Here is a 25,929-nt window from a genome sequence, read left to right as displayed (position 1 = left end):
ACGCCCCTAAGCTTTCTACAAAATTTAAGACAATGACTCAAAAAAATTCAAATTTTACACGTTTAATAAATTTTGTAAGTCGCCAACCTCTTACTGTTGCTCGCTTTACTGCAAAGTTTCTTGCGTTATTGGTGAATACTTTAAAGTTAACCAAAACATCTCATGTTATTCGTTTGAATTTAGCAATTGCATTACCACACTTGAGTCAGGCTGAAAGAAATCGAATTGGGCAAAATGCCATACAAAATGAATTGATTTCTTATTTTGAGTTTTTTCATATTTGGGGCGCAGAAAGTCATAAAAATGTTGTGCGAATTCATCAAGTTCATCATGAGCATTTATTCCATAATGCACTTGCCCAAAATAAAGGTGTGGTTTTAATCATGCCGCATTTTGGTACTTGGGAAATTATGAATGCATGGCTGGCACAGCACACTCAAATGACCATCATGTATAAACCCATTAAGAACCAATCTGCCGATGATTTTGTTCGTAACGCACGAAGCCGTGAACAAGCGAATTTAGTACCTACAGATGAATCTGGCGTTCGTCAAATTTTTAGAGCGCTTAAACAAGGTGGTACAACCGTCATTTTGCCAGATCATTCACCCGATTCTATTGGCGAACTCGTTCCTTATTTTGGTATTCCACTTTTTTCAAGTAATTTAAGTGCGAAGCTTATTCAAAAAACCAAAGCTGCTGCATTATTTATGTACGCACTACGCAATGAAAATAGTTCTTTCGATATTTTTATAGAAGAAATCGACCCTTCTATTTATTCACAAACAGCCGAACAAGGCACAGAAATTATTCATAAAGCCATCGAAACTTTAATACTTAAAAATCCAGAAAATTACCATTGGAGCTATAAACGTTTTAGTGCAAATCCTGAGCTTTTTACAATTTATGATATTCCTACAGAGAATGCTTTAACATTGGTTGAAAAAGTACGTCAGCAAGACCCTATGATCTAAGATTATTTCTTTTTAACCAAAGCCTTTGATCACGTTCTTTATTAATGTATATATCGCCTTTTTTATTCTGTGAAAATTGTATCGTTCCATTTTCAATCGTGCTTAAAAATGGAATATTCAATTCATTCAAACGAGTCTCTACAATTGCGCTAGGATGCCCATAACGATTATTGAAACCTGCCGAAACAATTGCCATTTTAGGTCGAATTTTTTCTAGAAATGCATAAGAAGAACTATGCTGACTTCCATGATGACCAAGTACCAATACATCTACCTTTAGATTTGGATATGCCTGCAAAATCTCATATTCAGTTTGCCAGCCTGCATCACCCATTAATAAATAATTTTGATAGTTTTTGGCATTCAATACCTGAACATACAACACACAAGAATTTTCATTTTTATCAAATTTTGCAACAGCTAATTGCTCCGCCTTTGGCGAGAGTACTTCAATTTTTATATGAGGATTAATATGAAAAACTTGTCCTTTTTGACAATACTCAAACTTAAAAGATGGTGAAATATCAAGTTGTTCATTTGAATAAACTTGCTCAAAATTCAACTTATTTTTCAAATATGAAAATGCCCCACTATGATCTTGATCTAAATGCGTAAGAAATAAATGACTCACTGTACGGAAGCCTTTTACAGATAAAAATGGCTGAATAATTTGCTGACCCACACTAAATTTTTCTTCATCATAATATCCACCTGTATCCACCATAACAGTGTGATTTTGAGCTTGGATAAATATAGATTGCCCTTGCCCTACATCTAAAATAGAAAGTTCAAATGGATGCTTAGTATTTTCACTCAAAATAAAGGGTAACAAACAAATAGCAGCCCAAAATTTTGGCACAAGTCCTTGAGGTAAAAATAGAATAATAAATGATAAAATCACACATAACATCATCCAAAAATTCATTGCTATAGGAATCAGCTGTGGAGATAAAATAGCATAAATGCCATTCATTATAGAAAGAAGCAAAGCAATACACAGATTATTAATTTGAAAAAATAACTGACTTAAAGGCTCAAATAAAAAGTAACTCATTCCCGCTAAAACATCTAAAGGCACAATAATTAAACCAATAAAAGGAATAGCAAACAAATTACTTAATGGTGTAATCCAAGCGATCTGTTTAAAGAAAATGATCATTAATGGAAATAATGCAACGAAAATTTTCCACTGAGATTCCACTAAAATTTTTAATGCTTGAATCACTTTTTCAGTAATATTTCGACTTTCAAAATTTTGTTCTTGTATGGTTTGATAAATTCTTAATAATACAAAACACGCGCCATAAGACAGCCAAAATGCTGCGGATAGAATACTAAAAGGATCGAATATTAATAATAATGATGCACTTAAGAGCAATAAAGTTAGGGCTTTAATAGGAAATTTAAATAGAATCCATACACTCGCTAACAACGTTACCAACAAAGTTCTTAATGCAGGAATTTCAAAACCCACATAAGCACAATATAAAAATACACAGCTTAAAAATGGAAAAATCAATAAATATTGCTTGGGAATTTTTAAATAAATTTGCGGGCAATATTTTTGAATTATTTGATGAATAAGCCAACACATCATACAAGCAAAAATTAAGACATGAGGCCCTGAAATTGCGAGTAAATGACTCATTCCAAAGCGTTGAAATTGCGCTTCTATCTGTTTATTGAGAAAGCTTTCATCGCCTGTTAATAATGCAAGTGTAAGACCTTTATGTTGTATGGGTTGTTTCTGAATAAAATGACGAATATCTAAACGCTGAAGCTCTACCCACCGTTTAAACTTTGCCAAGAAGCTTTGGTTTTGCTTCACATAAGCGGTGTAACCAAGCGTTTTTATATCTTGCTCAGAGAGCTTTTCAACCGCTTTAATTTGAAAATTCCCCATCCAGTTTTGCTGTATATACCACTGCTCAATGTCAAATACACCTAGCGTTGCATAACTATGAATGGGTGAAACTTTTCCTTGTAAGCGATAATATTGCCCAATTTCTAGCGCTTCATGCTGCTCAATTTTAAGTGAACTGTTCCAAATAATAGGTTTTTCAAATTGATTTAAAACCACCAATTGCTGTTGAATTGTTTCAGGTTTCAATTGATTTAAGGAGTTTACTGCAACAACAATCTCTACATCATCTGTTTTTTCTACTCTATATTTCAGTCGCTCTAGTAATTGATGGTTTGAAAAACTCATCCCTAAAACTGTTGCAATTGCACATGCAAAAAGTGCATTCATCAGCCTTAAATAGTTATTACTGATACGTAGATGAATTACAAATTCAACCACAAGCAAGGTAGCAAAAAGATAAAAACTAATCGTTGATAACTGAAAAAATGGATGAATATTTTTACCTAAAAAACTGATGCCGAAGATCCATCCTGCACAGATGATTTGAATCATTATTGTTATCTAAATTTTAATTATTGGACGCAATAATAAAGCCCACCTAAGTGAGCTTCAAGGTTACTTGTCGTATTTTTGGATTTATTCGTTTACCCAAACACCATCTTGCATATGCAAAATTTTATCGGCAGATTGTGCAAGTGCTTCATCGTGCGTGACAATCAGCATTGCCATATTAAACTCATTACGTAAATCGCTTAATAATTCGAAAATTTTAATTGCTGTTTTACGGTCTAAGTTACCTGTTGGTTCATCTGCAAGCATAACCGCAGGTCTAGCAACTAAGGCACGTGCCATTGCGACACGTTGACGCTCACCACCCGAAAGTTCACCTGGCTTATGTGTTAAACGGTGTGATAATCCTACACGATCTAACAAATATTCCGCCTGTTCTTTCACTTTCTTGTAGCTTGTTCCATCACGTAGCATTAAAGGCATTGCGACATTTTCTAGCGCTGTAAATTCAGGCAACAAATGGTGGAATTGGTAAACAAAACCTAAGTGTAAATTACGCTGAAAACCACGTTCAGATTCACCTAAATTATCGAAGCGTTGTCCGTTTAAAAACACCATACCTTCTGTTGGACGTTCTAAACCACCCAACACATGCAATAAAGTACTTTTGCCCGAACCACTTGAACCAACAATAGAAACAAACTGCCCTTCTTGTACTTGTAAATCTAGGCCACGAATCACTTCTACCGTTGTTTTACCATCTGTAAAATGCTTCGATACATTTTTTGCTTCAAGGACGACTTTACTCATAACGTAATGCCTCCGCAGGTTGAATTTTCGCAGCACGTAAAGCAGGATAAATTGTTGCTAAGAAACTTAAAATTAAAGATAAGCTCACAATAACTACAACATCTTGCCATCTTAAATAAGACGGTAAGTAATTAATAAAGTAGGCATCAAATAGATTTAAACCAAATACACTGCTGATCCAACCCACTGCACTACTAATGCTTGAAGCCAAAATGACTCCTAAAATTGCACCCGAAACTGTACCAATAACACCAATCACAGTTCCTTGAACCATAAAGATTTTAGTAATGGTTGCAGGTGAAGCACCTAAAGTTCTTAAAATGGCAATATCCGCTTTTTTATCGGTGACCACCATCACTAAAGAAGACACAATATTGAATGCCGCAACCAATACAATAAGGAATAACAGCAAGCTTACCATTGCCTTTTCCATTTGAATTGCACTGAACAAATTACCGTGGGTAAATGTCCAATCTGATGCATAAAAATTAGATGGTAATTCACGTACAATTTCATTCGAAACAATTGGTGCTTGGAAGATATCATCCAACTTCATTCGAACACCTTGCGCGCCATCTGGAAGGCGTAGAAGTGTTGAAGCATCATTTAAAGCGATATAGCCCATCATTGAATCGACTTCGGCACCAATACTGAAAATACCCACAATTTTAAATCGTTTAAAACGTGGCACAACACCCGCTGGCGATGGCGTTGCTTCAGGTAAAACCAAAGTCACATTATCATTTAGGCCTAAACCTAAGGCATCGGTCAGCTGTTTGCCTAAAACAATACCAAACTCACCTTTTTTCAGGCTATCAATACTGCCTTCAACCATATGATTTTGTATGATAGAAACCTTCTTTTCATACTTTGGTTCTATACCCGTAACCATAATGCCAGAAACTTGCCCTTGAGCTGTTAACATCCCCTGTAATTGTGTGAAAGGTGCTGCACCTGTCACATGTGGATGTTGCTCAATTTTTTTTGCAAGTTCAGGCCAATCTGTTAATATTTGAGTTGAAGAAACAGTGGCTTGTGGCACCATCCCAAGAACACGATTCTTAAGTTCGCGATCAAAACCATTCATTACAGAAAGGACAGTAATGAGTACAGCAACACCAAGGGTGAGGCCGATCATAGAAACCAAAGCAATAAAAGAAATAAAATGGTTACTGCGCCTAGCGCGAGTGTATCTCAACCCTATATATAGCGAGATTGGTTTAAACATACCATCTAGTCCGAGGTAATATTATGGAAAAATTTCAGCATCAAAGTGGTCAAAATGACCGCAGAGTGATGTCACGCATAGATGCTGCCTTGAGAATCAACTATCAGGTCATTTCTGAAGAAGTTGCGCTAAACGACCCGTATGATTCAAATTTTGTGTTGCCACGTTATTTTCTTCTACTTGCAGAGTTAGATCAATTCGATCTTGCTTTAGACCACGAAATAGAACAAATATCTGAAAAAGATCAACAGATTGCACGCATCTTATCGCTATTCAATCAAAAGTTAAACCTCATCACAGGTACTTTGTACGATGCAATTGTACAATCCTTGTTACCAGTACCAGCAAATGTGAATATATCTGAAAGTGGTATTAGCTTTTATTCAGACCAAGCACTTGCCGATAATTCTTACATTCACATTACACTAAGCCATCCAGAAAACTTCTTTCATATTGCCGCCATTGCACAAATTGTTCATTGCCGCCAAGAAGAAAATGGGACATATCGTACTGGTGCTTATTTTATTAGTTTACTTCCACAAGATCGTAGCAAATTAAGCCAAGCTTTAGAACTTATAAAATCTCAGCAAAGCTGATCTATTCAATAGATTCAGCTTTTTTGACAGACTTACTTTGAATAAAATCTTTATAAAAGTAAATAAACAAACCAAACAATAAAATGCTTGTTCCAAAGAAAATCATGCCTGTTAATTTCTCATTGTTTAATAAATCACCAAATAACATTGCAAGCATCGGTGTCATCACCGTAGTTAATGACAATGTTGTGGCTTTAATATTTTGTACCAATTTGAAGTAACAGAACATCGCAAGTAAAGAAGCCATAATCACGGCATAAAACAAGCCAATTAAAGACTTTGTACTTGGAAGATGCGTCGGTGCATACTGCCAAATGAAGGGCAACAAGCACAGTGCGAAAATACTAGAAACAATAATTGAACCCGAAGCTTGTGCCATTGGCTCTAGCGGAGCATTGACTTTTTTGACCCAAAAAATTGACATGCAATACACAAAAACGCTAATCAGCATTAAAACAATACCGAGTGGCTGAACATGATGATCACTACCACCAATACAAATCACACCTAAGCCAATAACAGCAACAAACATGCCTAGCCATTGCAATCGATGTAAATGAATATTAAAAACAAAACGACCAATCAGCCCTGTCATAATAGGTGCTAAGCCAAACATTAAAGCAATAATGCCCGAGCTTAAATATGATGTTGCTAAATAAGTGAAAATTTGCGAACCAATAAAACTAAAAGCACCCGCAATATAACTATGAATTGAAATTGTATTTAATTTTAACTTCACTTTTAACAGTACAAGCAAAGCTAAAGATAACGGTAATGCAATAAAAAATCGTAATGCCAATGCCCACAAGTTATGAATGTCAGCAACACTCCAAACAATGGCAAGAGGTGTTGTCGACCAAATGAATATGAGTAACACATAGGTCGACATTAAGTTCGCTTTAGACGGCATCTTAAACTCTTAGGCTGTTTTTCTTTTTTGTTTTTGAATCGTTTGATCTAATGCACTTGAAAACTCGCGTTTATCTCGCTCTACAAGCGGTGGAGGCCCACCTGTTTGCACACCTGCGCCACGTAACGTATCCATAAAATCGCGTAAATGTAAGCGAGCTTTAATATTTGAAGTCGTATATATTTCACCTCGAGGATTAATTGCGACTCCCCCCTTTTCAATGACTTGAGCCGCCAAAGGAATATCTTGAGTAATCACAATATCGTGCTCCTTCATTCGATCTACAATTTCTTGATCGGCTACATCTGCCCCACTCATGACCTGAATAGAGTTAATACGAATTGAAGGTGTAATGCCCACACTTTGGTTTGCCACAAATGTCACTTCCATTTGATAACGATCCGATGCACGAATAATCACATCTCTTAAAATACGTGGTAAAGCATCGGCATCAACCCAAAGTTTAAATGGCAGCACAAGTTAATCCTGAAATGAGTGTGGGATAAGTTTAACAAATTTGATTAGGCTATATGATAGATAATCTCTTTTAAACTCATCTAAGTAGATTTGTATTTACACTTGCCATCTATTTAGAATTTGATTAGCTTTAAATGAGTCTTTTGTAACTTAAAAGATATAATTTCAGTTTATTCGATGCTTCGACTTGAAAATTCTGAATAACCCTCGATCTAATAGATAAATACAACCCGAAATCAATTGTGCATATGAAAAATCAAAATAGTCCTGAACGGATCACCATTGAAGAACAAAGCTTCGGTAGCCATGTAGAACATTGGAATCTGTTAACAGATAATCCTGCAACAGATGTACCAAAATGGCTTGGTTTGGCACTTGATGCGCCAATTATGCCAATGGGGTTGTGTAAAGAAGAGTGTGAAATGGATGCACAATCTTGGTTAATTCAAGGCCCAAATAAAGCGGCTATTTTACTAAATCAAGTCATTGATGTTGAAGATAATAAACCCAAAGCGGTCAAAACTGCTTTTCCAACCTTTGAAAGCCCTTACAAGGTTGATGCAAAAATTGAACGTATTATTTGTGGAAAATCGAATACACAAGCCGTACTTCAATTAAACGTAGGTGCTGGCGTTGCCTATGCATTTGACAACTTATACAGTGTCAATCACCTGAAATACAACAAAGACCAAACTTATACAGTGCAATTCAATGGTTGGGCTTATGAATTAGAAGCCGTTTCAGATCATGAACAAATTGTTGTCGATGATCCTGCTTCAATTAAGCATCATCGCGCACTCAATGATATTTTGGCTGAAAATGGCGGTGTTGCACCTGAAAATCTTCAAGCGTTATTAGATGCTTGGGAGCCTAAATCTGATGATGATAAAGAACCTGTTACCGTAAATTTTACAAAAATGGTGGCATATCTTTATGGCGAAACCATGGGACAAGAAGATGAAGCTTGGTTCCAAAGTAAAATTGTAGGCAAAACATCAATGAATTTCATGGATAATGAATATACATTATACGATGTCACACTTTTCTTAGAAGAAAATCAACCTGCAATTCTTGCGCGTATTGCCACAAAGAATCCTGAATATAGTCGCTTTGAAATTGGACAATACATTCGCGGAAACATCTGGCTACAAGTAAGTATTTTTAATATAAAACAATAATTTAAGTACAACCAAAACCTCGATTATTTTTTTGCTTTTGCATCATAAATTTCGAGGTTTTGTTTATTTTAGATATTTATATTTCATTGTCACTATTTAAATTTTGATTATTTTATCCACAATTAAAGACTGTTTTTTAATCAATTTAAATTCAAAAAATAATCAGTTACCCACAGTTTTAAATTCAACATCTCATTTTTAAATTCAAATAACTGTGGATAATTTTTATTCTAAACCAATTTTATAAACATAATCTGAAAGCCTGAATTTACGCGGTTTTTTATAATAATGAGCAATTCAATGACTAAAATAAAAACTTTATTAAGTTAATTTGAAATAGTACTTTATTTAATCAATTTTTTATGTTAAAAATATGACAAACCTATGAATCAACGATAAATAGATCATCGGAAATAATATCTATGAGAATCGTGCAAGAAGAAAATTTACAGCAAGTGGAACATCGAATTGGAAATCGCTACCAATTAGATTTTATGTCATGCCTATTTTTTGTATTGGGGATGCTTGCTTCTGCTTATTTATTACATACTTTCGTTTTCTAAGACCTTATTATTCTCGTTTAGATTCGACCAAATATAAAAAAGCCCATCATTTGATGGGCTTTTTGTAATTCTGCTTAAATAAACTTATGCATTACGTTTCGCAAAATCATCCATGAAGTTTACAAGAGCTTGTACGCCTTCTAATGGAACTGCGTTATAAATACTTGCGCGCATACCACCCACAGAACGGTGACCTGCTAAGTTAAGAAGATGATTTTCTTCTGCTTCTTTCAAGAATTGTTTTTCAAGTTCAGGATTTGCCAAAGTAAATGGCACATTCATAATTGAACGGTTTGCTTTGGCAATTGGATTTGCATAGAAATCGCTTGCATCGATATAACCATAAAGCAGTTCTGCTTTTGCAGTATTGGCTTTATGAATTGCTTCAACACCACCCTGCTCAAGTAACCATTCAAATACCAAACCAGATAAATACCATGCATAAGTAGATGGCGTATTCACCATTGAATCATTTTTCGCTTGTGCTGAATATTTCAAAATACTTGGAATTTCAGGTTTTGCTTGATCGAGTAAATCTTCACGAACAATGACAATAGTTAAACCTGCAGGCCCAATATTTTTTTGCGCACCTGCATAAATTAAACCAAATTTAGTGACATCAATGGGCGCAGATAAAATACTTGAAGATAAATCTGCAACTAACGGCTTGTCAGTTTCTGGAATACTTGCAAACTGAATACCACCAATAGTTTCATTTTCAGCATAATGAACATAAGCTGCATCTGCAGATAAGTTCCAAGTGCTTTGTTCTGTAATTGCAAGTTTACCATCAATTGTTGTACCTGCTTCAACCACATTGATATCGCCATAACGCTGCGCTTCTTTCAATGCTTTTTCAGACCAGATACCAGTATGAATGTAATCTGCTTTATTATTTTTACCTAAAAGGTTTAATGGAATTGCAGAGAACTGTAATGATGCACCACCCTGTAAGAACAATACTTTATAGTTCTCAGGAATATTCATGAGTTTACGTAGGTCTGCTTCAGCCTTTTCAGCAACCGCAACATAGTCTTTACTACGATGGCTCATTTCCATGATCGAAAGACCTTTACCTTGCCAGTCCAGCATTTCAGCTTGAGCTTTTTCTAAAACAGCAGTAGGTAATGCAGCAGGACCAGCACAGAAGTTGTACGCGCGCATGATTTTTCCTTTCAGAGTGAAACACAATAAAATGATGGCATTTAACCACATATAGGCTATATGTGCAGTATTTAAAGCTGAAGAAATTTCAATCTTGTCGGACATTTACAATCAAAATCTCAATCGTTCTGATACATCTGCATTGGAATGATCCAAAAAAACTATTTAATTCAATAAATTGAAAAATCCAAATTATTTTAAAGAGTTAATTTTTCCAATTTATCACCACCCTCTCCAATGCATACCTTTAAGATAGCTAAAATGTTATATAAATGTATTTTCTTTATTGTTCGCCAAATATTGTTAAACACCAATTCAAATGAATACTTTATACTGCTGTTTTTATTCTATTTCTAAGAGTAGAAATGATGTTAAGCCAATTTGAACAATGCTTTAAAACAACGAAAATGCATATATCTATAAAAAGTATGGTGCAAGTTAGCTTTGTTTCATTCGCATCTTTAATATCTTGTGAACTTTATGCTCAACAAAGCATAAGTTATATGCAAGCAGAACAAGCTGTATTAAAAGAATCATTTACAACGCAAGCCAATACAGCACTTGAGCAAGCCGCAAAATTAGAAGCGGAAGCCGTCAAAAATATCGCTTTACCTCGTGTAGATTTAAACGTTCGTGCCTATGCCTTACATAAAGAAATTGATATTCCTTTAGGCGCATTAAAAAATCATCTAGATCAATCACTCACTCAAGGTGTCGATTCACAAATCAATCAGTGGCAACAAGGTTCTGGGGCAAATATTTCAGGTTTGCAAGATGGAATAAACCAAGGAATACATGACGGTATTGGTCTGATTCCAAATCAATATCAAGTCAGTTTGGATGATGAGGTAATCCGTCCAACGGTGTCATTCATGATGCCCATTTATACAGGTGGATTAACCACAAGCGCCAAAGAAGTTGCCAATATTAATGCTGAAAGAAGCCAACTCAATACACGCCAACAACAAGATACTCAACGCTTCGAAATTATTCAGGCGTATTTTAATGCACAATTACAAAAGCAACTTGTTGAGAGTAGCCAATACAACTTCAATGCGATGCAAACGCACTACAACAATGCTTTAAAACTCGAAAAACAAGGTTTTATTAGCAAAGGTCAGCGCATGCAATTTGAAGTTGCAAAAAACAATGCACAGCGAACTTACCAAAATTCAGATGCATCATATAAAGCAAGTTTATTTCGCTTGAATAATCTTTTACAAAGTAGTGATGTCACTGCTTTAACCACACCATTGTTCGTAAATACCACACAAAATCAATCTTTAAATAACTTGCTCAAAAGCTTTCCTGAACAATCTGCATTAATTCAAAAAATGCAAAAAGATACCCAACTTGCAAAAGCCAATGTCAAAGTTCAAAGCGCTGCGAAAAAACCCAACGTTTTTGCTTTTGGCGAATATAGCCTAGATAATAAACAAGATTGGATTGTCGGTATTGCTGCAAGATATAACCTTTTTTCAGGAATCGACAGCAATAAAAATGTGCAAGCAGCAGAATTACAAAGATATGCAACCGAACTACTTACCTCTCGCACCAAACAAGAAATTGAAAATATTATTTATACCTCTCATAGCGAAGCTATAACCGCACAGCAAAGTGATACTTTACTTCAACAAAACTTGAAAGCTGCTCAAGAAAATTTACGTATTCAAGAACTTTCTTTTAAAGAAGATATGGGCACAGCAACTCAAGTGATTGATGCACAAAATAGTTTAAGTGCATTAAAAGCAGAAACAGCGTTAAATGCTTATAAATATGTGATGTCTTTAGCGACATTATTACAAAGTCATGGCTCGATAGATCAGTTCCAAAGCTATATTAATCAACCTAATACACGTTATATCCGTTAATTTGGAGAGGAAAATAAAATGACTCAAGATCAAAATTTGAATGATCCTGCGAATGAAATCATTTCATCTCCAGATGCAACTACGGATAAACTACCTGAACCTGAGAAAAATACTGAAAATCAAAAGAAAAAAATTCTTCTTCTTGCGCTCATTCCTATTGTTTTAGGCATTATTGCGTTTGGACTTTGGAAAGCATATCAACCGAAAGCAGTTGAAATTCAGGGTCGCGTTGAAGCCGAAACTGTACATATCAGTACAAAAGTGCCAAGTCGTATTGAAGATATCTATGTACAAGAAGGTCAAGCTGTCAAAAAAGGGCAAATGCTTGTTCGTTTGCATAGCCCAGAAGTGGACGCAAAAAAACAACAAGCACTTGCCTCTTTACAATCAGCATTAGCACTTCAATCGACTACTAATCGTGGTTCACAAGAAGAAAATATTGCAAGCTTATATGCAAATTGGCAATCTTTAAAAGCACAAGAATCTTTGGCTAAAACGACTGATCAACGTGGTGCGAACTTATATAAAGAGGGTGTGATTTCACGCCAACGTAAAGATGAAATGCATGCTGCGGCAATTTCAGCATCTGAAATGACAGAAGCAGCATATCAACAATATTCACGTGCCCAACGTGGCAGTACACCTCAACAAAAAACCACCGCAGATGCACAAGTGGATATTGCCAAAGCCGCTGTTGCCGAAGTCAATGCTTTAGAAGCAGAAACTCAATTACTCTCGCCTATTGATGGTATTGTCTCAAAAACCTATGGCAAAGTATCTGAACTGGTTGCTATGGGCGTGCCTGTTGTAAGTTTGATTGATCAAAACTTTTGGGTGAGTTTAAATATTCGTGAAGATCAATATGCAAATGTTTATAAAACGAAACAGCTTGAAGGATATGTTCCTGCACTCGATAAACAGGTGCAATTTAAAATTAAACACATTGATGCCGAAGGTGACTTTGCAACCATAAAAACCACACGTCAAACAGGTGGTTATGACATTCGCAGTTTTAAAGTTCATTTAGTCCCGACTCAAGCACTCCCCGACTTAAAAGTAGGCATGAGTGTGCTGTTTAAAGTCCAAGAGTCAAAATAATGTTTACTGGCATTTGGCGTGAACTCAATTATTTAATTCAACATAAATGGGATTTGTGTCTAGTCACGCTTGCGCCTTTATTTATTGTGGTTTTATTCAGTTGCATGTTCGCCCAAGGCAAGCCTGAACATTTACCTATTGCGATTATTGATCAAGACCAAAGCACTTTAAGCCGAAATATTGAAAGATACATTGCGCTTAACCACACCCTACATATTAAAGATCAAACACAAAGCCAAGATGAAGCTGAACACTTACTCAACCAAAATAAAATTTGGGGTTATGTTCATATTCCAAGTGGTGCAGAGCAACGTTTAGTTCAGGCAAAAGATGCTGAAATTAGCATTGTTTTTAATCAAAGTTATTTTAGTATTGGCAATGCTATTTCATCGGCAATGCTGGTCAGCACCTTAGAAGCTTTAGCCAATTTCATGGGCAAAGATTATTTAGAAAATGATATTCCTTATTTAGATGTTCCAACGCCAAATGTAAAAATATCTCCGCTTTATAACCCAGAATTAAATTATGAATTGTATTTAGAGCCTTATATGATTCCTGCCATTCTGCATTTATTGATGTGCTGTTGTGTCGCATTTTCTGTAGGTCAGGAACTTAAATATAAAACCACAAAACAATGGTTGAATGATCAGACATTTGCTCAAGCAATTTTGTCTAAAAATTTGGTTTATATTTTAATCTTTAGTGCATGGACTTGGCTTTGGATGATTTGGCTTGTCGGAATTCGTGGTTGGTTTGTCGCAGGACATTTGTGGCTGATTTTATTGGGTCAGGTTTTCTTTTATTCAGCCTATGCATTTATTAGTACCGTCATTGTTTTAATCACAAAAGATTTAAGTAAAACCTTTGGCTTAATTGCGGTTTATGGTGGTTCATCTTTGAGCTTTGCTGGGGTAACTTTACCTTTGAATAATGCCCCACTTTTCACCAAATTTTGGGCGCATATTATTCCATATACACCTTATGCCAAATTACAAACAGAACAATGGGTTATTGGTAGTCCAGTTGCTTCGTCCATTACACCTCTTATTGTTCTATTGATTTATGTCATTTTCTATTTTTCTTTGGCAGTTTTCCTTTTTAAAAAATATATAAAAGGAATGCAAGCATGAAAGACTTTTTGAAATATTATTTTAAGACGTTTAAAGATATTGCATCAAATCAGTCTATTCTGACCACGCTTATTCTATCGGTCGTATTTTATAGTTTCTTTTATCCTACAGCGTATAAAGCTCAACAAGCAGAGTTTTTGCCTATTGTCATTGTCGATGAAGAGCAAAGCGTAACCACTGCAACCATTGTGAATCATGTTGCTAGTAGCCCAAATGTCGATATAAAAGCAATTACCAGTAATTTTGCAGAAGCTGAACAAATGCTGAAAGAGCAAAAAGCCGATGGAATTTTACTTTTACCTGAAAATTTATCGAATAGTTTAAGGCGTGGTGAAGTTGGTGGTGTTGGATTATATTTAAGTGCTGCCAATTTTTTAAAAACAAAGCAAATAGGTTTAGGACTTGCTACAGCAATTGAAAATACATTAGCGACTCAAGCAGAAAAATTTGGCAATGTGTCACATTTTTCCCCTGCAATGTCCATCCATCAAATTCCTTTATTTAACACACGTTCAGGCTATGGCAGTTATGTATTCCCTGCAATTGCGCCTTTAATTGTGCATCAAACGCTTGTTCTAGGACTTTGTATGCTTATTGCAGGTTATAGACAATTTAAATGGCAACCTCAACACAGTGAATTTTGGGGTATATTTTTTGCCATTTTCACTATTGGATGTTTAAGCGCGTTTTATTTATTTGGTTTTACCTTTTGGCTTTATGATTATCCGCATGGCGGTAATTTCTGGGGAATGTTGCTTGCTGTACCTATTTATGTAAGCTGTGTTACTGCCATAGGTTTATTGCTTGCTAGCTTTTTAGATATACCTGAGCGCGCAGGACACTTAATTGTATTTACTTCTATACCACTCTTTCTGCTTTCAGGCACAGCTTGGCCACATGCGGCTATGCCAATTTGGATGCAGTATTTAGGAAATGCTTTTCCATCTACTCAAGGGATTCAAATGTTTATTCAATTGAATCAAATGGGTACTCCCACCGCAATTGTAATTCCCAAATTAATTTACTTATTTAGTTTCTCTATAGGCTGTTTAATACTGGCTTGGTATCGTTTAAAAAACAAACACATCGATTAAAACAAAGCGAACAACTATCCAAAAAACCAATTAAACCCTACAATTAGATTGAATTACCAACTAAAACTGTTAAATAATTAACCAAACGATCCATGATTTACTAAAAACAACAGCCTATTTATTAGATTAACTGCAAAAATAAGCCCCATCCGAATTCGCTTACAAATTTCACATAATATCTTCTTATTTTATAGGAATTCATTATGTGAATTTGCCAATGAATTCTTTTAACTAATCTATATTTTCAGAGCTGAGTATGAAAAAAATTAAGATTAGCCTTGCTTGGCAGATCGTAATTGCCCTTATTGTTGGTGTACTGGTAGGCTCTATCCTGCACTATTCTCCTGAATATCGCGATGATTTAGTAACGAATTTCTTGAATCCTTTAGGTTCAATTTTCATTACGCTAATTAAAATGATTGTTGTGCCACTTGTGGTATCTATGTTAATTCTAGGTATTGCAAATAGTCACGGTCAGAGTCTTGGTAAGCTCGGTTTCAAAACAATTTTATATTTTGAAATTATTACAACAATTGCAATTGTTGTTGGTCTTGTTGCCGCAAACGTATTCCAGCCTGGTACTGGTATCGATATGTCTACGCTTACACAAGTCGACATTTCTAAATATGCTGAAACGACACACCAAGTAAGTGAAGCACACCATGGTTTAATACAAACCATTCTTTCGGTTATACCATCAAACTTCTTTGCTGCTTTAAATAGCGGTCAAATGCTTCCGATTATTTTCTTCTCGGTAATGTTTGGTATTGGTTTAGGTGCGCTTGATCAAGAAGTTAAACGACCATTACTTAATGTATTAAACGCTGTTTCTGAAACAATGTTTAAAGTTGTTCACATGATCATGAAGTTTGCACCAATTGGTGTATTTGGTCTAATTGCAGCAACTGTTGCTAACTTTGGTTTCGCATCGCTACTACCATTGTTAAAACTTGCACTTCTTGTATATGGCGCAATTTTCTTCTTTATTTTTGTTGTCTTAGGTGTTGTTGCTAAAATTTGTGGCTTCAGTATTTGGACTATCATCAAAATTCTTAAAGATGAATTGATTCTTGCCTATTCAACTGCAAGCTCTGAAACTGTTTTACCGCGAATCATGGAAAAAATGGAAGCTTATGGTGCGCCAAAACCAGTTACAAGTTTCGTGATTCCGCTTGGTTATTCTTTTAACCTTGATGGTTCGACTTTATATCAAAGTATTGCGGCAATCTTCATTGCTCAGCTTTATGGTATTGATTTAACGTTAACTCAAGAAATTACGCTTGTTTTAACTTTAATGATTACCTCTAAAGGTATTGCAGGCGTTCCTGGCGTTTCTTTTGTTGTGTTATTGGCAACTTTAGGCAGCGTGGGTATTCCACTTGAAGGTCTTGCTTTCATTGCTGGTATTGACCGTATTCTTGATATGGCGCGTACTGCATTGAACGTTGTTGGTAATGCTTTGGCAGTACTGGTAATTAGTAAATGGGAAGGCGTATTTGACCAAGATAAACGTAAAGAATATGAGCTTGAGTTAAACAGCAAATAATTCTTTATGATTAAAAAAAAGGATGCTTCGGCATCCTTTTTATTTTATAAAAATAACGCTATATTGTTTAAATATTAAGCATTTTATTTGCTGGGGATTTAAATGGATAACTTTATAAGTAAATTAAATAATCATATAGAACATGTAAAAAGAGTGGGAACACATTGCTCTACAGAAGAAACAACAAAACAAGCCTTAATTTTACCTTTATTAGAAATATTAGGTTTCAACCCCTATGACCCTACAAAAGTTCTAGCAGAGTTTGCCGCAGACTTCCCTGGTGTTAAAGCAACAGAGCGCGTTGATTATGCTTTATATTGTAATAACCAACCTGTAATGTTTATAGAAGCTAAGGCTTATTCAGCCAATTTAACCAATCATGCGCCACAACTCTCTAGATATTTTAATAGCAGTTTAGGTGTCACCATTGGTGCAATTACCAATGGACGTGAATGGCGTTTTTTTACAGACTTAATTAATCCAAATGTTATGGATGAGAAACCCTTCTTAACGATTGATTTTACGAAACACAAAGCTGAAGAACTTACTCAATTAGCAGAGTTTAAACATGATAACTTTCATGTAGAAAAATTACGTTTTTTCGCTGAAGAAAACCAATATATCCAACAATTCAAATCGGTTATAAAACGCAGTATCAATGAAGTAGATTTAGACTTTGTTCGCTATATTGCTCAGCAAGCTAATATTCAACGCCAATTAAATGCAAAATTCTTAGAAACCATACAACCCTTCGTCAAACAAGCCGTTGAACAAGCTATTAGTGATACCGTTGTTAAAGGATTATCTTCCCCCACTATTATTACAGCACAACCGATTGAGCAGAATCCAACGATCAATGAACACATGGAAAATTGCCCTGAAGATACACTTAGCGATCAAGTAAATAATGAGAATGATAAAATCATTACAACGGTGAATGAACAACTTCTTTTTCAAATTGTCCAAGAACTTTTGCCAGACATTGAATTAACCCCCAAAGATACTGAAAGTTATTTTTCTGTTTTATATCAAAATAAAAATAACAGATGGTTGTTTAGATATGATGTAAATCGCAAACGACCAACCATTCAATTTATTGTACCTGTAGATGAAAAGAGAAAAGCCGAACTTATTCGTTCGGGCTTAGATGTTCAATCCAATGGCTTAATATTTATAGATAAGCCTGAATATCTGTATCGTATGGTGGGTATCTTGAATGACTCAATTTCATTTTGTATAAGTGATGAAAACTTTAAACGCTCATCATAAAAAAAGGACGCTTCAGCGTCCTTTTTTACAATCAATATTTCATAATTAGTTGGTAGATTCACCAAATACCGAAACATTGAGGTCACGAATTTTGGTGCTACCATTCGGCTTATCGAAGCTTACATCGTACTGAACCAAGTTTTTATCATAGTTATATTCATAAGTGACCGTGTATAAACTTGGCTTATTGGTCGATTTTTCAATTTGCTTAGACACAATTTTCTTATGCTTTAGCTCCGACTTTGGTAAAGCAGATGCAAACTTATGCAAAGTTTTCGTATTTTTATTAAATTCAGCCTGTAATTCAGGTTCTAAATAAGTAAGAAATTGATCGAATTTTTTATCACGTAAATCATTATAAGCATCTACAGCAACCTGTTCCTGTGCAGGACTTGGGTTTGGAATAGAATCCATTGCCTTTTGACCAAGCTTGTCACAACCTGTTAAAGCAAACAGACTACTTAAAAGCAATATTTTTACTTTCATCATTTACACTTTCATTAAAATCTTAGATGCTCAGTATATAAAAAAAGGACGCCTAAGCGTCCTTTTTTACACAATAAAACTTAATCTTCTTCTGATGGATTTACATCAGATTCAACTTCAGTTTCATCTACATTTGTTGTTTCAACGTCAGAAGTTTCACCTTCAATTTCTTCAATAAAGTCATCTTCTTCTACAGCTTCAACAGAAACCACACCAACAAGAATCTCTTCATTACCTAAACGAATTAAGCGAACACCTTGAGCATTACGACCCGTTGTTGCAACTTCAGATGCACGAGTACGAACCAAAGTACCACCATCTGAAATAAGCATTAATTCTTTCGTTTCATCAATAGAAACCGCACCAACCAATTCACCGTTACGTTCAGATGTTTTAATTGCAATAACACCTTTACCACCACGTTTTTTGGTTGGGAAATCGCCTACTGGTGTACGTTTACCATAACCATTTGCACAAGCACAAAGTACTTCGCCAGTTTCTGGTACAACAACCAATGAAACAATACGACTAACAAATGCCGAATCTGAAGTATCTTCATCATCTGAATCTACATCTGTTTCAACATCATCTTCTACAACAGATGCTGCAAATGTTACGCGCATACCACGTACACCTTTTGCAGAACGACCCATTGAACGTACGTCAGTTTCAGCGAAGCGAATAGCTTTACCTTCGTTAGAGAACAACATAATTTGCTGTTCGCCATCGGTAATTGCAACACCAATTAAGGTATCTTCTTCTTTCAACTCAATTGCACGTAAACCATTTGAACGAACATTACTAAATTGTTCTAATTCAACACGTTTAATTGTTCCTGAAGCTGTTGCCATGAAGACATAGAAGTTCTTACGAACCGCTTCTGCTTGCTGAGCAAAATCATTGATGATGTCATCATCAAGATCAGTTGTAGATAACTCTAAACCAAGCTGTTTTAACTGAATACGCAATGCATCAGAAATATCATCTGCACCATCTTCTGACTCAGTTAATGCCGCTTCAAGCTCTACATAATGACTGTTGATCACTTCATTGGTTTGAAGTGTTGCAGCATTGGCTTTCACAAATGCTTTGAAGTCTGCCAAACGTTCTTTGAATTTCTTAGGTGCATCAATTACAGGTAAAATTGCTGTAATTGTCTCGTTTTCATCCAGTGGCAATAAGTTCACCATTGGACGACCTTTCGATCCGCGAGAAGCTTGTGGCACATCATACACTTTCAGACGGTAAACTTTACCAACGTTGGTAAAGCAAAGAACCGTTGCATGATTCGATGTTACAATTAGATGCTGAATGTAATCATCTGATTTCATTGAAGTTGCAGACTTACCACGACCACCACGACGCTGCGCAGCATAATCAGACAATGGCTGAGTTTTTGCATAACCTGTTTGAGAAACAGTTAACACCATTTGCTCTTCAGGAATCAAATCTTCACGAGAGAAGTCGATACGTGATTCAACAATTGAAGTTTTACGCGCATCGCCATATTGCTGAAGAATTAGTGCAAGTTCTTCACGAATAACATCCATCAATAAATTGAAGTCATTCAAAATTGCAGTTAATTCAGCAATTGTTGCCAAAATTTCGCTATATTCTGCATGCAACTTGTCTTGTTCAAGACCCGTTAAACGATGCAGACGAAGTTCCATAATCGCATTCACTTGCGTTGGAGATAAACGGTAAATATCACCAGCCAAACCAAATGGACGGCTTGGATCTTCACCTTCAATTTCATCTGGACGAACTGAAACAGAACCTGCTTTTTCAAGTAATGCGACAACGCCACCACCTGCCCACTCACCCGCTTGTAAACGCTCGCGTGCTTCTTGTGGATTTGCAGATGTTTTAATGGTTTCAATAATTGCATCGATATTTGCTAAAGCAACAGTCAAACCTTCTAAAATATGACCACGCTCACGTGCTTTACGTAATTCGAACATCGTACGACGCGTTACCACTTCTTGACGATGACGAATAAATGCAGCAATGATGTCTTTCAAATTCATCAATTTTGGTTGACCGTTGTCTAGGCAAACCATGTTGATGCTGAATGAATTTTCTAACTGAGTGTTTTGGAACAAGTTGTTCACAATCACTTCAGCATTTTCACCACGTTTTAAGTCAATGGCAATACGCATACCATCTTTATCAGACTCATCACGAAGCTCTGAAATACCTTCAAGTTTTTTCTCTTTCACTAACTCAGCAATACGTTCAATCGTTTTTGCTTTGTTCACTTGATAAGGAATTTCAGTGAAGACAATGGTAGTACGACCTGTTTTTTGATCTTCTTCAAAATGGTATTTACCACGAATATGTAAACGACCTTTACCTGTGCGGTAAGCATCTACAATTCCTGATTTACCATAAATAATACCGCCAGTCGGGAAATCAGGACCAGAGATATACTCCATCAAACCTTCAATGCTGATATTTGGATTATTGGCATAAGCTAGACACGCATTCACAACCTCAGTCATGTTATGCGGCGCCATATTTGTTGCCATACCAACAGCAATACCCGTTACACCATTAATCAATAAGTTGGGTACACGCGTAGGCATGACTTTAGGAATACGTTCCGAACCGTCGTAGTTATCTTCCCATTCAACTGTATCTTTTTCTAAATCAGCTAAAAGTTCATGAGTTAACTTACGCATACGGACTTCGGTATAACGCATTGCTGCTGCACTGTCACCATCGACAGAACCGAAGTTACCTTGACCATCAACCAATTGGTAACGCAAACTAAAGTTTTGCGCCATACGAACAATCGTTTCATAAACAGCAAAATCACCATGAGGGTGATATTTACCAATTACGTCACCGACCACACGGGCAGACTTTTTGTACGCTTTGTTGTAGTCATTGCCCAATTCGTGCATTGCGAAAAGCACACGACGATGAACTGGTTTTAGACCATCTCGTACATCAGGCAAGGCACGTGATACAATCACGCTCATTGCATAATCTAGATACGAGTTTTTGAGTTCATCCTCAATGGCAATCGGTCTAATTTCCGATACGCTCATGCATACTCCTTGTTATACAAGCAGAATTCTGCCCGCATTTATATATCGTCAAATCAGTGAAAAGTTAGTCAAAAATGACCTAACTAAAAATAAAACATAGTTAAATATTATAGCATAAAAGCCAATGTCTTTGTGCCAAACAAAATTAACTATAACCATGATTTTTTGCAGTTATTTTAATCAATTTACCTAATTTTTAGCTAAAAAAAACCTCCAAGAATGGAGGTTTAAATTTTTATATATGATTCTTTTTACATTCAAGAATAATTTAGCCAACTAGACAAAATTTTATTAAATAATGACTTAGCTTATTCGCTTATCTTGTTTCATTATTGGTAAAGCAATTAAAAACAATCCAATAATAAGTGGAAATTCGTATAACTCTTCCATGAAATCTTGATACTTCAAGTTATGTAAGAATACTGGCGCAATCATTCGCCCATGCTCAATGCTATCTGCAATAATCAAACCTAAAACAGCAATGACAATTGCCCAAGCCGATAACTTTGCTGTTCTCAGCTTATTTACAATTTCATGTCGCAAATATGGTGAAAAAAGCATGAATACAACGGGTGCTATTACAAAAATAGAAATTACTCGAAAGTAAGATCTTGGAACATCAGGAAAATAATCACGCCCCCAACTTGTACTACGACCAAATAAAAGCACCCACCAAAAAATAGCCCACAACCAAAATTGTTTTTGACCATTTTTAAGTTGCAAAGGCTTCATATAAACATATGTAAAAATGGCAAAAAATAGTAATAGTAAAGCTTGGACGGCTTCTATAGATGTAACCAACATTCCATTAAATAATGGTATATGTAGATCGGCTAAGAATGGGAAGATAAAAATTAATACAGCAAATACAATAACGGGCCACGTTATACGATATTCAACTAACAAGGGAGTCACTCCACATCTTATGAGAATATTCATAAGAAATGTTTTAAGATAATCGAGAATATTAACATAAATTAACAAAAGCCATAAGTGCAAAAAGGAAGATCAAAAAGACAAGGTTTGATTTTTTATTTTTAAATATCAATATGATACATAAAATATGTAGATTTTACAATCAGCTTAATATTGGTATATCACTCTAACAATACGCTTACTATTAAAAATACTTAAATAAATTAACAACATACAAATTATTCTTTTTTTAGAATTGCATGTTCTATTTTTAGTGTTGAATTTAATCTAATTTTCATAGCAATAAAAAAGCACTCATTAATGAGTGCTTTTTTAAGTCATTCAGAATTAGATTTTAGAAACCAATTCAGGAACAACAGTATTTAAATCGCCTACTAACCAGTAATCAGCAACTGCATTAATCGGTGCTTCTTCGTCTTTGTTAATCGCAACGATCACTTTAGACTCTTTCATACCTGCCAAATGCTGAATCGCACCTGAAATACCAACAGCGATGTACAAGTCAGGTGCAACGATTTTACCAGTTTGACCTACTTGCATATCATTTGGTACGAAGCCTGCATCTACCGCAGCACGTGATGCACCTTGAGCAGCACCAAGCTTGTCAGCTAATGGATCAAGTACAGTGTGATAGTTTTCACCTGAACCTACACCACGACCACCTGAAACAACAATACGAGCCGCTGTTAATTCAGGACGTTCTGATTTCACAATTTCTTCAGAAATAAACTTAGAAATACCTGCATCACCTTGCGATGCAGCAGCTTCTACAGATGCAGAACCACCTTCTGTAGCAACAGGATCAAATGCTGTACCACGAATAGTTGCTACAACAATCGCTTCACCAGATTCTACAGTTGCAATTGCATTACCTGCGTAAATTGGGCGTTTAAACGTTTTAGCACTATCAACAGCAATAACATCAGTAATCATGCTTACATCTAACAATGCAGCCGCACGAGGAAGAACGTTTTTACCTGTTGTTGTAGAAGCAGCAAGGATATGTGTATAACCTTTACCTAATTCAGCAACTAATTTAGCAACGTTTTCAGCCAATTGATTTGCATAAGCAGCATCATCAGCAAGTAATACTTTGCTTACGCCTGCAACTTTAGCTGCTTGGTCAGCAACTGCTTGAGCGCCAGAACCAGCTACTAATACAGTGATATCACCACCAATTTTTTGCGCAGCAGCAACAACATTTAAAGTTGCACCATTAAGTGCTTTGTTGTCGTGCTCAGCGATAACTAAAATACTCATGATTTTTATCCTTCTGTATTAGATCACTTTCGCTTCATTTTTCAATTTTTCAACAAGCTCATCTACAGATTTCACTTGTACGCCAGCTTTACGTTCAGCAGGAGCTTCAACTTTAACTGTTTTAAGTTTAGTTGTTGAAGTAACGCCAAAATCAGCAGGTGACTTAGTTTCAAGCGGTTTTTTACGCGCTTTCATAATGTTTGGAAGCGCAGCATAACGTGGCTCATTCAAACGTAAGTCAGTTGTGATAATAGCTGGAAGCGCAAGCTCAACAGTTTGCAAACCACCGTCGATTTCACGAGTTACTTGTACCTTGTCGCCTTCAACTTTAACTTCTGAAGCGAATGTACCTTGACCTGCACCAAGAAGTGCACCAAGCATTTGACCTACTTGGTTAGAGTCATCATCAATTGCTTGCTTACCAAGAAGGACAAGTTGAGGCTGTTCAGCATCTACAACGCCTTTAAGGATTTTTGCAATTTCAAGAGCACCCAGTTGGCTGTCATCAGCTTCAACTAAAATACCGCGGTCAGCACCAAGTGCCATAGCCGAACGGATTTGTTCTTGAGCTTCTTTAGGACCAATAGAAACAACAATGATTTCTGAAACAGTTCCTTTTTCTTTTAAACGAACCGCTTCTTCCACTGCGATTTCACAGAATGGGTTAATTGACATTTTAACGTTAGTAAGGTCAACCCCACTATTGTCCGGTTTAACGCGAACTTTAACGTTGGCATCAACCACACGTTTTACAGCAACAAGAGCCTTCATGTAATCCTCGGCTGTTTTAGCAAATGTAAATGTTGAGAAGAATATTAGAACTCTTCACTTAAATTTTTTAGGTGTCCTATCTTGCAATGCGTATGGCATTTCGGTCAAGTCACAATTCAATAAAGACCTGTAAAAATGCGTAAAAATAGCTGAACGATGCGTTCACATTTTTTTATTGGAGAAACATCAGCAATAAATACCTAAAAATAAGTTATTTTTTAACCATTGATTTATATTATATTTTTATTTGATTTATATCATCAAAAGTATTGATTTCTATGAAGCGATAAACATTGCAAATTAAGTACACTTTTAAACTAAAGTATGGTCTAAAAAACAAGAACATGTCATTTAAGTGAAACTTCCAAGCAACGTATGTATGTTTATTGAGAACAAATTTTTAAATAAAACATTTCAAAAAAAAGCATATCAACTTGATATGCTTTTTATCGTATTTAAATTAATTAATCATGAGCCATGTTGCAGCAGCTGCCAATAAGCCACCAGAAGTCCCATCTATTATTTTTTGTTTACGTTCATCTATATGTGTTTTTTGCGTAACTTTCGCAAAGACAATACTTAGTGCGCAATACACAATAAATATTAAACCAATGAAAATAAAAGATAAAACTAAACCTTGGCTTACAGTATTTCCTGTTTTATCGATAAACTGAGGCAATATTGCAAAATAAATCAACATGCCTTTTGGGTTCAATAATGCTGTAAAAAAGCCTTTCTTGATTGGATTAGACGTACTTTTTTTCTCAATTTTGAGCTTTTTAGTCCCAAATAAAGACTTCAATAAACTCGCAGATAAATACAACAAATATGCAATCCCTAGCCATTTTATGGTTTCAAATAAAATAGGGAATGAAACAATAATTGCTGCAATACCTAAAGCAACAAGAATTGAATGAACCAAATATCCTGAACACACGCCTAATGTCGCCATCATGCCCGCTTTTGCATCCTTACCCATCACTTGTGACAGGATAAAAAGCATATCTGGTCCTGGTGTGAAAATAAGAGGAATTACCGTTAAGGCAAACAATGCAAATACAGACATATCCTTTTCCATTTCTCTAGCGTCTGAAAGTGAAATAGTATCTGTGAAAAGCTTTAAAATAGGATTTCAAATATT

The 25,929-nt window shown here is 35.6% G+C and carries 22 protein-coding genes; 10 read left to right on the top strand and 12 right to left on the bottom strand.

Annotated features, from left to right (window positions below):
* Positions 1-32 precede the first annotated feature (32 nt).
* Positions 33-974, top strand: coding sequence for a lysophospholipid acyltransferase family protein (locus tag GTK57_RS10300; RefSeq protein ID WP_163123309.1), 942 nt, complete (start codon positions 33-35; stop codon positions 972-974).
* On the opposite strand, the gene GTK57_RS10295 is transcribed toward GTK57_RS10300, so the two are convergent.
* From GTK57_RS10295 to GTK57_RS10285, 3 genes are all read right to left on the bottom strand, one after another.
* Positions 964-3,390 carry a DNA internalization-related competence protein ComEC/Rec2 gene (locus GTK57_RS10295; RefSeq protein ID WP_163123306.1) on the bottom strand — a complete coding sequence of 809 codons (2,427 nt, stop codon included), beginning with the start codon at positions 3,388-3,390 and terminating at the stop codon, positions 964-966. The genes GTK57_RS10300 and GTK57_RS10295 overlap by 11 nt on opposite strands.
* An 84-nt stretch (positions 3,391-3,474) precedes the next feature.
* Positions 3,475-4,158, bottom strand: a complete 684-nt coding sequence (locus tag GTK57_RS10290; protein ID WP_163123303.1) for an ABC transporter ATP-binding protein — start codon at positions 4,156-4,158, stop codon at positions 3,475-3,477.
* Complete coding sequence (locus GTK57_RS10285; protein ID WP_152874162.1) at positions 4,151-5,386, bottom strand: lipoprotein-releasing ABC transporter permease subunit; 1,236 nt, start codon at positions 5,384-5,386, stop codon at positions 4,151-4,153. Before GTK57_RS10285 ends, GTK57_RS10290 begins: the two co-directional genes overlap by 8 nt.
* A 23-nt stretch (positions 5,387-5,409) precedes the next feature.
* Between GTK57_RS10285 and GTK57_RS10280 the strand changes: the two genes are divergently transcribed.
* The gene (locus GTK57_RS10280; protein WP_152874163.1) at positions 5,410-5,982 is read left to right on the top strand and encodes a PilZ domain-containing protein; all 573 of its coding nucleotides are present in this window, start codon (positions 5,410-5,412) and stop codon (positions 5,980-5,982) included.
* A 1-nt stretch (position 5,983) separates the two neighbouring features.
* On the opposite strand, the gene GTK57_RS10275 is transcribed toward GTK57_RS10280, so the two are convergent.
* Positions 5,984-6,892 (bottom strand): DMT family transporter, encoded by a 909-nt coding sequence (locus GTK57_RS10275; RefSeq protein ID WP_163123300.1) that lies wholly within the window; start codon positions 6,890-6,892, stop codon positions 5,984-5,986.
* A gap of 9 nt (positions 6,893-6,901) precedes the next feature.
* Complete coding sequence (locus tag GTK57_RS10270; protein WP_163123296.1) at positions 6,902-7,369, bottom strand: YaiI/YqxD family protein; 468 nt, start codon at positions 7,367-7,369, stop codon at positions 6,902-6,904.
* A gap of 248 nt (positions 7,370-7,617) precedes the next feature.
* Here GTK57_RS10270 and GTK57_RS10265 point away from each other — a divergent pair, with 248 nt between their 5' ends.
* Entirely contained in the window at positions 7,618-8,547 is a 930-nt protein-coding gene (locus tag GTK57_RS10265) for a hypothetical protein (RefSeq protein ID WP_163123293.1), read from the top strand.
* A gap of 422 nt (positions 8,548-8,969) precedes the next feature.
* The gene (locus GTK57_RS14575) at positions 8,970-9,110 is read left to right on the top strand and encodes a hypothetical protein (RefSeq protein WP_171500249.1); all 141 of its coding nucleotides are present in this window, start codon (positions 8,970-8,972) and stop codon (positions 9,108-9,110) included.
* Between the two features lie 84 nt (positions 9,111-9,194).
* Here GTK57_RS14575 and serC read toward each other — a convergent pair whose 3' ends face one another.
* The gene (gene serC, locus GTK57_RS10260) at positions 9,195-10,274 is read right to left on the bottom strand and encodes a 3-phosphoserine/phosphohydroxythreonine transaminase (protein ID WP_163123290.1); all 1,080 of its coding nucleotides are present in this window, start codon (positions 10,272-10,274) and stop codon (positions 9,195-9,197) included.
* A 428-nt stretch (positions 10,275-10,702) separates the two neighbouring features.
* Between serC and GTK57_RS10255 the strand changes: the two genes are divergently transcribed.
* The 6 genes from GTK57_RS10255 (at position 10,703) to GTK57_RS10230 (ending at position 18,282) form a co-directional block, all read left to right on the top strand.
* A complete protein-coding gene (locus GTK57_RS10255) occupies positions 10,703-12,145 on the top strand; it encodes a TolC family protein (RefSeq protein ID WP_228720339.1) in 1,443 nt (480 codons plus the stop codon).
* 18 nt (positions 12,146-12,163) lie between these two features.
* A complete protein-coding gene (locus GTK57_RS10250) occupies positions 12,164-13,243 on the top strand; it encodes an HlyD family secretion protein (protein WP_163123287.1) in 1,080 nt (359 codons plus the stop codon).
* Positions 13,243-14,373 (top strand): ABC transporter permease, encoded by a 1,131-nt coding sequence (locus GTK57_RS10245; protein ID WP_163123284.1) that lies wholly within the window; start codon positions 13,243-13,245, stop codon positions 14,371-14,373. Before GTK57_RS10250 ends, GTK57_RS10245 begins: the two co-directional genes overlap by 1 nt.
* Positions 14,370-15,467, top strand: a complete 1,098-nt coding sequence (locus GTK57_RS10240) for an ABC transporter permease (RefSeq protein ID WP_152874168.1) — start codon at positions 14,370-14,372, stop codon at positions 15,465-15,467. Before GTK57_RS10245 ends, GTK57_RS10240 begins: the two co-directional genes overlap by 4 nt.
* A gap of 256 nt (positions 15,468-15,723) precedes the next feature.
* The gene (gene gltP / locus GTK57_RS10235) at positions 15,724-17,013 is read left to right on the top strand and encodes a glutamate/aspartate:proton symporter GltP (protein WP_152874169.1); all 1,290 of its coding nucleotides are present in this window, start codon (positions 15,724-15,726) and stop codon (positions 17,011-17,013) included.
* 102 nt (positions 17,014-17,115) lie between these two features.
* A complete protein-coding gene (locus GTK57_RS10230; protein WP_163123281.1) occupies positions 17,116-18,282 on the top strand; it encodes a type I restriction endonuclease in 1,167 nt (388 codons plus the stop codon).
* 45 nt (positions 18,283-18,327) lie between these two features.
* Here GTK57_RS10230 and GTK57_RS10225 read toward each other — a convergent pair whose 3' ends face one another.
* The 6 genes from GTK57_RS10225 to GTK57_RS10200 all read right to left on the bottom strand — a co-directional run bounded on the left by GTK57_RS10225 (position 18,328) and on the right by GTK57_RS10200 (position 25,854).
* Positions 18,328-18,768 carry a DUF3887 domain-containing protein gene (locus GTK57_RS10225; RefSeq protein ID WP_152874196.1) on the bottom strand — a complete coding sequence of 147 codons (441 nt, stop codon included), beginning with the start codon at positions 18,766-18,768 and terminating at the stop codon, positions 18,328-18,330.
* Between the two features lie 80 nt (positions 18,769-18,848).
* Positions 18,849-21,821: a DNA gyrase subunit A gene (gyrA, locus tag GTK57_RS10220; RefSeq protein WP_163123278.1), complete on the bottom strand. Its 2,973-nt coding sequence runs from the start codon at positions 21,819-21,821 to the stop codon at positions 18,849-18,851.
* Between the two features lie 303 nt (positions 21,822-22,124).
* On the bottom strand, positions 22,125-22,736 hold the full coding sequence (locus tag GTK57_RS10215; protein WP_330221022.1) for a hypothetical protein: 612 nt from the start codon (positions 22,734-22,736) through the stop codon (positions 22,125-22,127).
* A 348-nt stretch (positions 22,737-23,084) separates the two neighbouring features.
* Positions 23,085-24,017, bottom strand: a complete 933-nt coding sequence (locus GTK57_RS10210; RefSeq protein WP_163123272.1) for an FAD-binding protein — start codon at positions 24,015-24,017, stop codon at positions 23,085-23,087.
* Between the two features lie 18 nt (positions 24,018-24,035).
* Positions 24,036-24,788 (bottom strand): electron transfer flavoprotein subunit beta/FixA family protein, encoded by a 753-nt coding sequence (locus GTK57_RS10205; protein WP_152874175.1) that lies wholly within the window; start codon positions 24,786-24,788, stop codon positions 24,036-24,038.
* A 460-nt stretch (positions 24,789-25,248) separates the two neighbouring features.
* Positions 25,249-25,854 carry a LysE family translocator gene (locus GTK57_RS10200; RefSeq protein WP_152874176.1) on the bottom strand — a complete coding sequence of 202 codons (606 nt, stop codon included), beginning with the start codon at positions 25,852-25,854 and terminating at the stop codon, positions 25,249-25,251.
* Positions 25,855-25,929 lie beyond the last annotated feature (75 nt).

Origin of the sequence: Acinetobacter portensis, assembly GCF_010646905.1 — a bacterium.
In the GTDB taxonomy this organism is placed as follows: Bacteria; Pseudomonadota; Gammaproteobacteria; order Pseudomonadales; family Moraxellaceae; genus Acinetobacter; species Acinetobacter portensis.
The sequence above is the reverse complement of the archived record's forward strand: the minus strand, read 5'-3'. Positions and strand labels throughout refer to the sequence as shown.

What these genes read in the sequence shown, in the direction of transcription:
- GTK57_RS10225 (WP_152874196.1), bottom strand. Translation starts at nt 18,768, where the DNA reads ATGAAAGTAAAAATATTGCTTTTAAGTAGTCTGTTTGCTTTAACAGGT.
- GTK57_RS10275 (WP_163123300.1), bottom strand. Translation starts at nt 6,892, where the DNA reads ATGCCGTCTAAAGCGAACTTAATGTCGACCTATGTGTTACTCATATTC.
- GTK57_RS10250 (WP_163123287.1), top strand. Translation starts at nt 12,164, where the DNA reads ATGACTCAAGATCAAAATTTGAATGATCCTGCGAATGAAATCATTTCA.
- GTK57_RS10290 (WP_163123303.1), bottom strand. Translation starts at nt 4,158, where the DNA reads ATGAGTAAAGTCGTCCTTGAAGCAAAAAATGTATCGAAGCATTTTACA.
- GTK57_RS10205 (WP_152874175.1), bottom strand. Translation starts at nt 24,788, where the DNA reads ATGAAGGCTCTTGTTGCTGTAAAACGTGTGGTTGATGCCAACGTTAAA.
- GTK57_RS10295 (WP_163123306.1), bottom strand. Translation starts at nt 3,390, where the DNA reads ATGATTCAAATCATCTGTGCAGGATGGATCTTCGGCATCAGTTTTTTA.
- gyrA (WP_163123278.1), bottom strand. Translation starts at nt 21,821, where the DNA reads ATGAGCGTATCGGAAATTAGACCGATTGCCATTGAGGATGAACTCAAA.
- GTK57_RS10265 (WP_163123293.1), top strand. Translation starts at nt 7,618, where the DNA reads ATGAAAAATCAAAATAGTCCTGAACGGATCACCATTGAAGAACAAAGC.
- GTK57_RS10255 (WP_228720339.1), top strand. Translation starts at nt 10,703, where the DNA reads ATGGTGCAAGTTAGCTTTGTTTCATTCGCATCTTTAATATCTTGTGAA.
- GTK57_RS10230 (WP_163123281.1), top strand. Translation starts at nt 17,116, where the DNA reads ATGGATAACTTTATAAGTAAATTAAATAATCATATAGAACATGTAAAA.
- GTK57_RS14575 (WP_171500249.1), top strand. Translation starts at nt 8,970, where the DNA reads ATGAGAATCGTGCAAGAAGAAAATTTACAGCAAGTGGAACATCGAATT.
- GTK57_RS10300 (WP_163123309.1), top strand. Translation starts at nt 33, where the DNA reads ATGACTCAAAAAAATTCAAATTTTACACGTTTAATAAATTTTGTAAGT.
- GTK57_RS10200 (WP_152874176.1), bottom strand. Translation starts at nt 25,854, where the DNA reads ATGTCTGTATTTGCATTGTTTGCCTTAACGGTAATTCCTCTTATTTTC.
- serC (WP_163123290.1), bottom strand. Translation starts at nt 10,274, where the DNA reads ATGCGCGCGTACAACTTCTGTGCTGGTCCTGCTGCATTACCTACTGCT.
- GTK57_RS10285 (WP_152874162.1), bottom strand. Translation starts at nt 5,386, where the DNA reads ATGTTTAAACCAATCTCGCTATATATAGGGTTGAGATACACTCGCGCT.
- GTK57_RS10280 (WP_152874163.1), top strand. Translation starts at nt 5,410, where the DNA reads ATGGAAAAATTTCAGCATCAAAGTGGTCAAAATGACCGCAGAGTGATG.
- GTK57_RS10240 (WP_152874168.1), top strand. Translation starts at nt 14,370, where the DNA reads ATGAAAGACTTTTTGAAATATTATTTTAAGACGTTTAAAGATATTGCA.
- gltP (WP_152874169.1), top strand. Translation starts at nt 15,724, where the DNA reads ATGAAAAAAATTAAGATTAGCCTTGCTTGGCAGATCGTAATTGCCCTT.
- GTK57_RS10245 (WP_163123284.1), top strand. Translation starts at nt 13,243, where the DNA reads ATGTTTACTGGCATTTGGCGTGAACTCAATTATTTAATTCAACATAAA.
- GTK57_RS10210 (WP_163123272.1), bottom strand. Translation starts at nt 24,017, where the DNA reads ATGAGTATTTTAGTTATCGCTGAGCACGACAACAAAGCACTTAATGGT.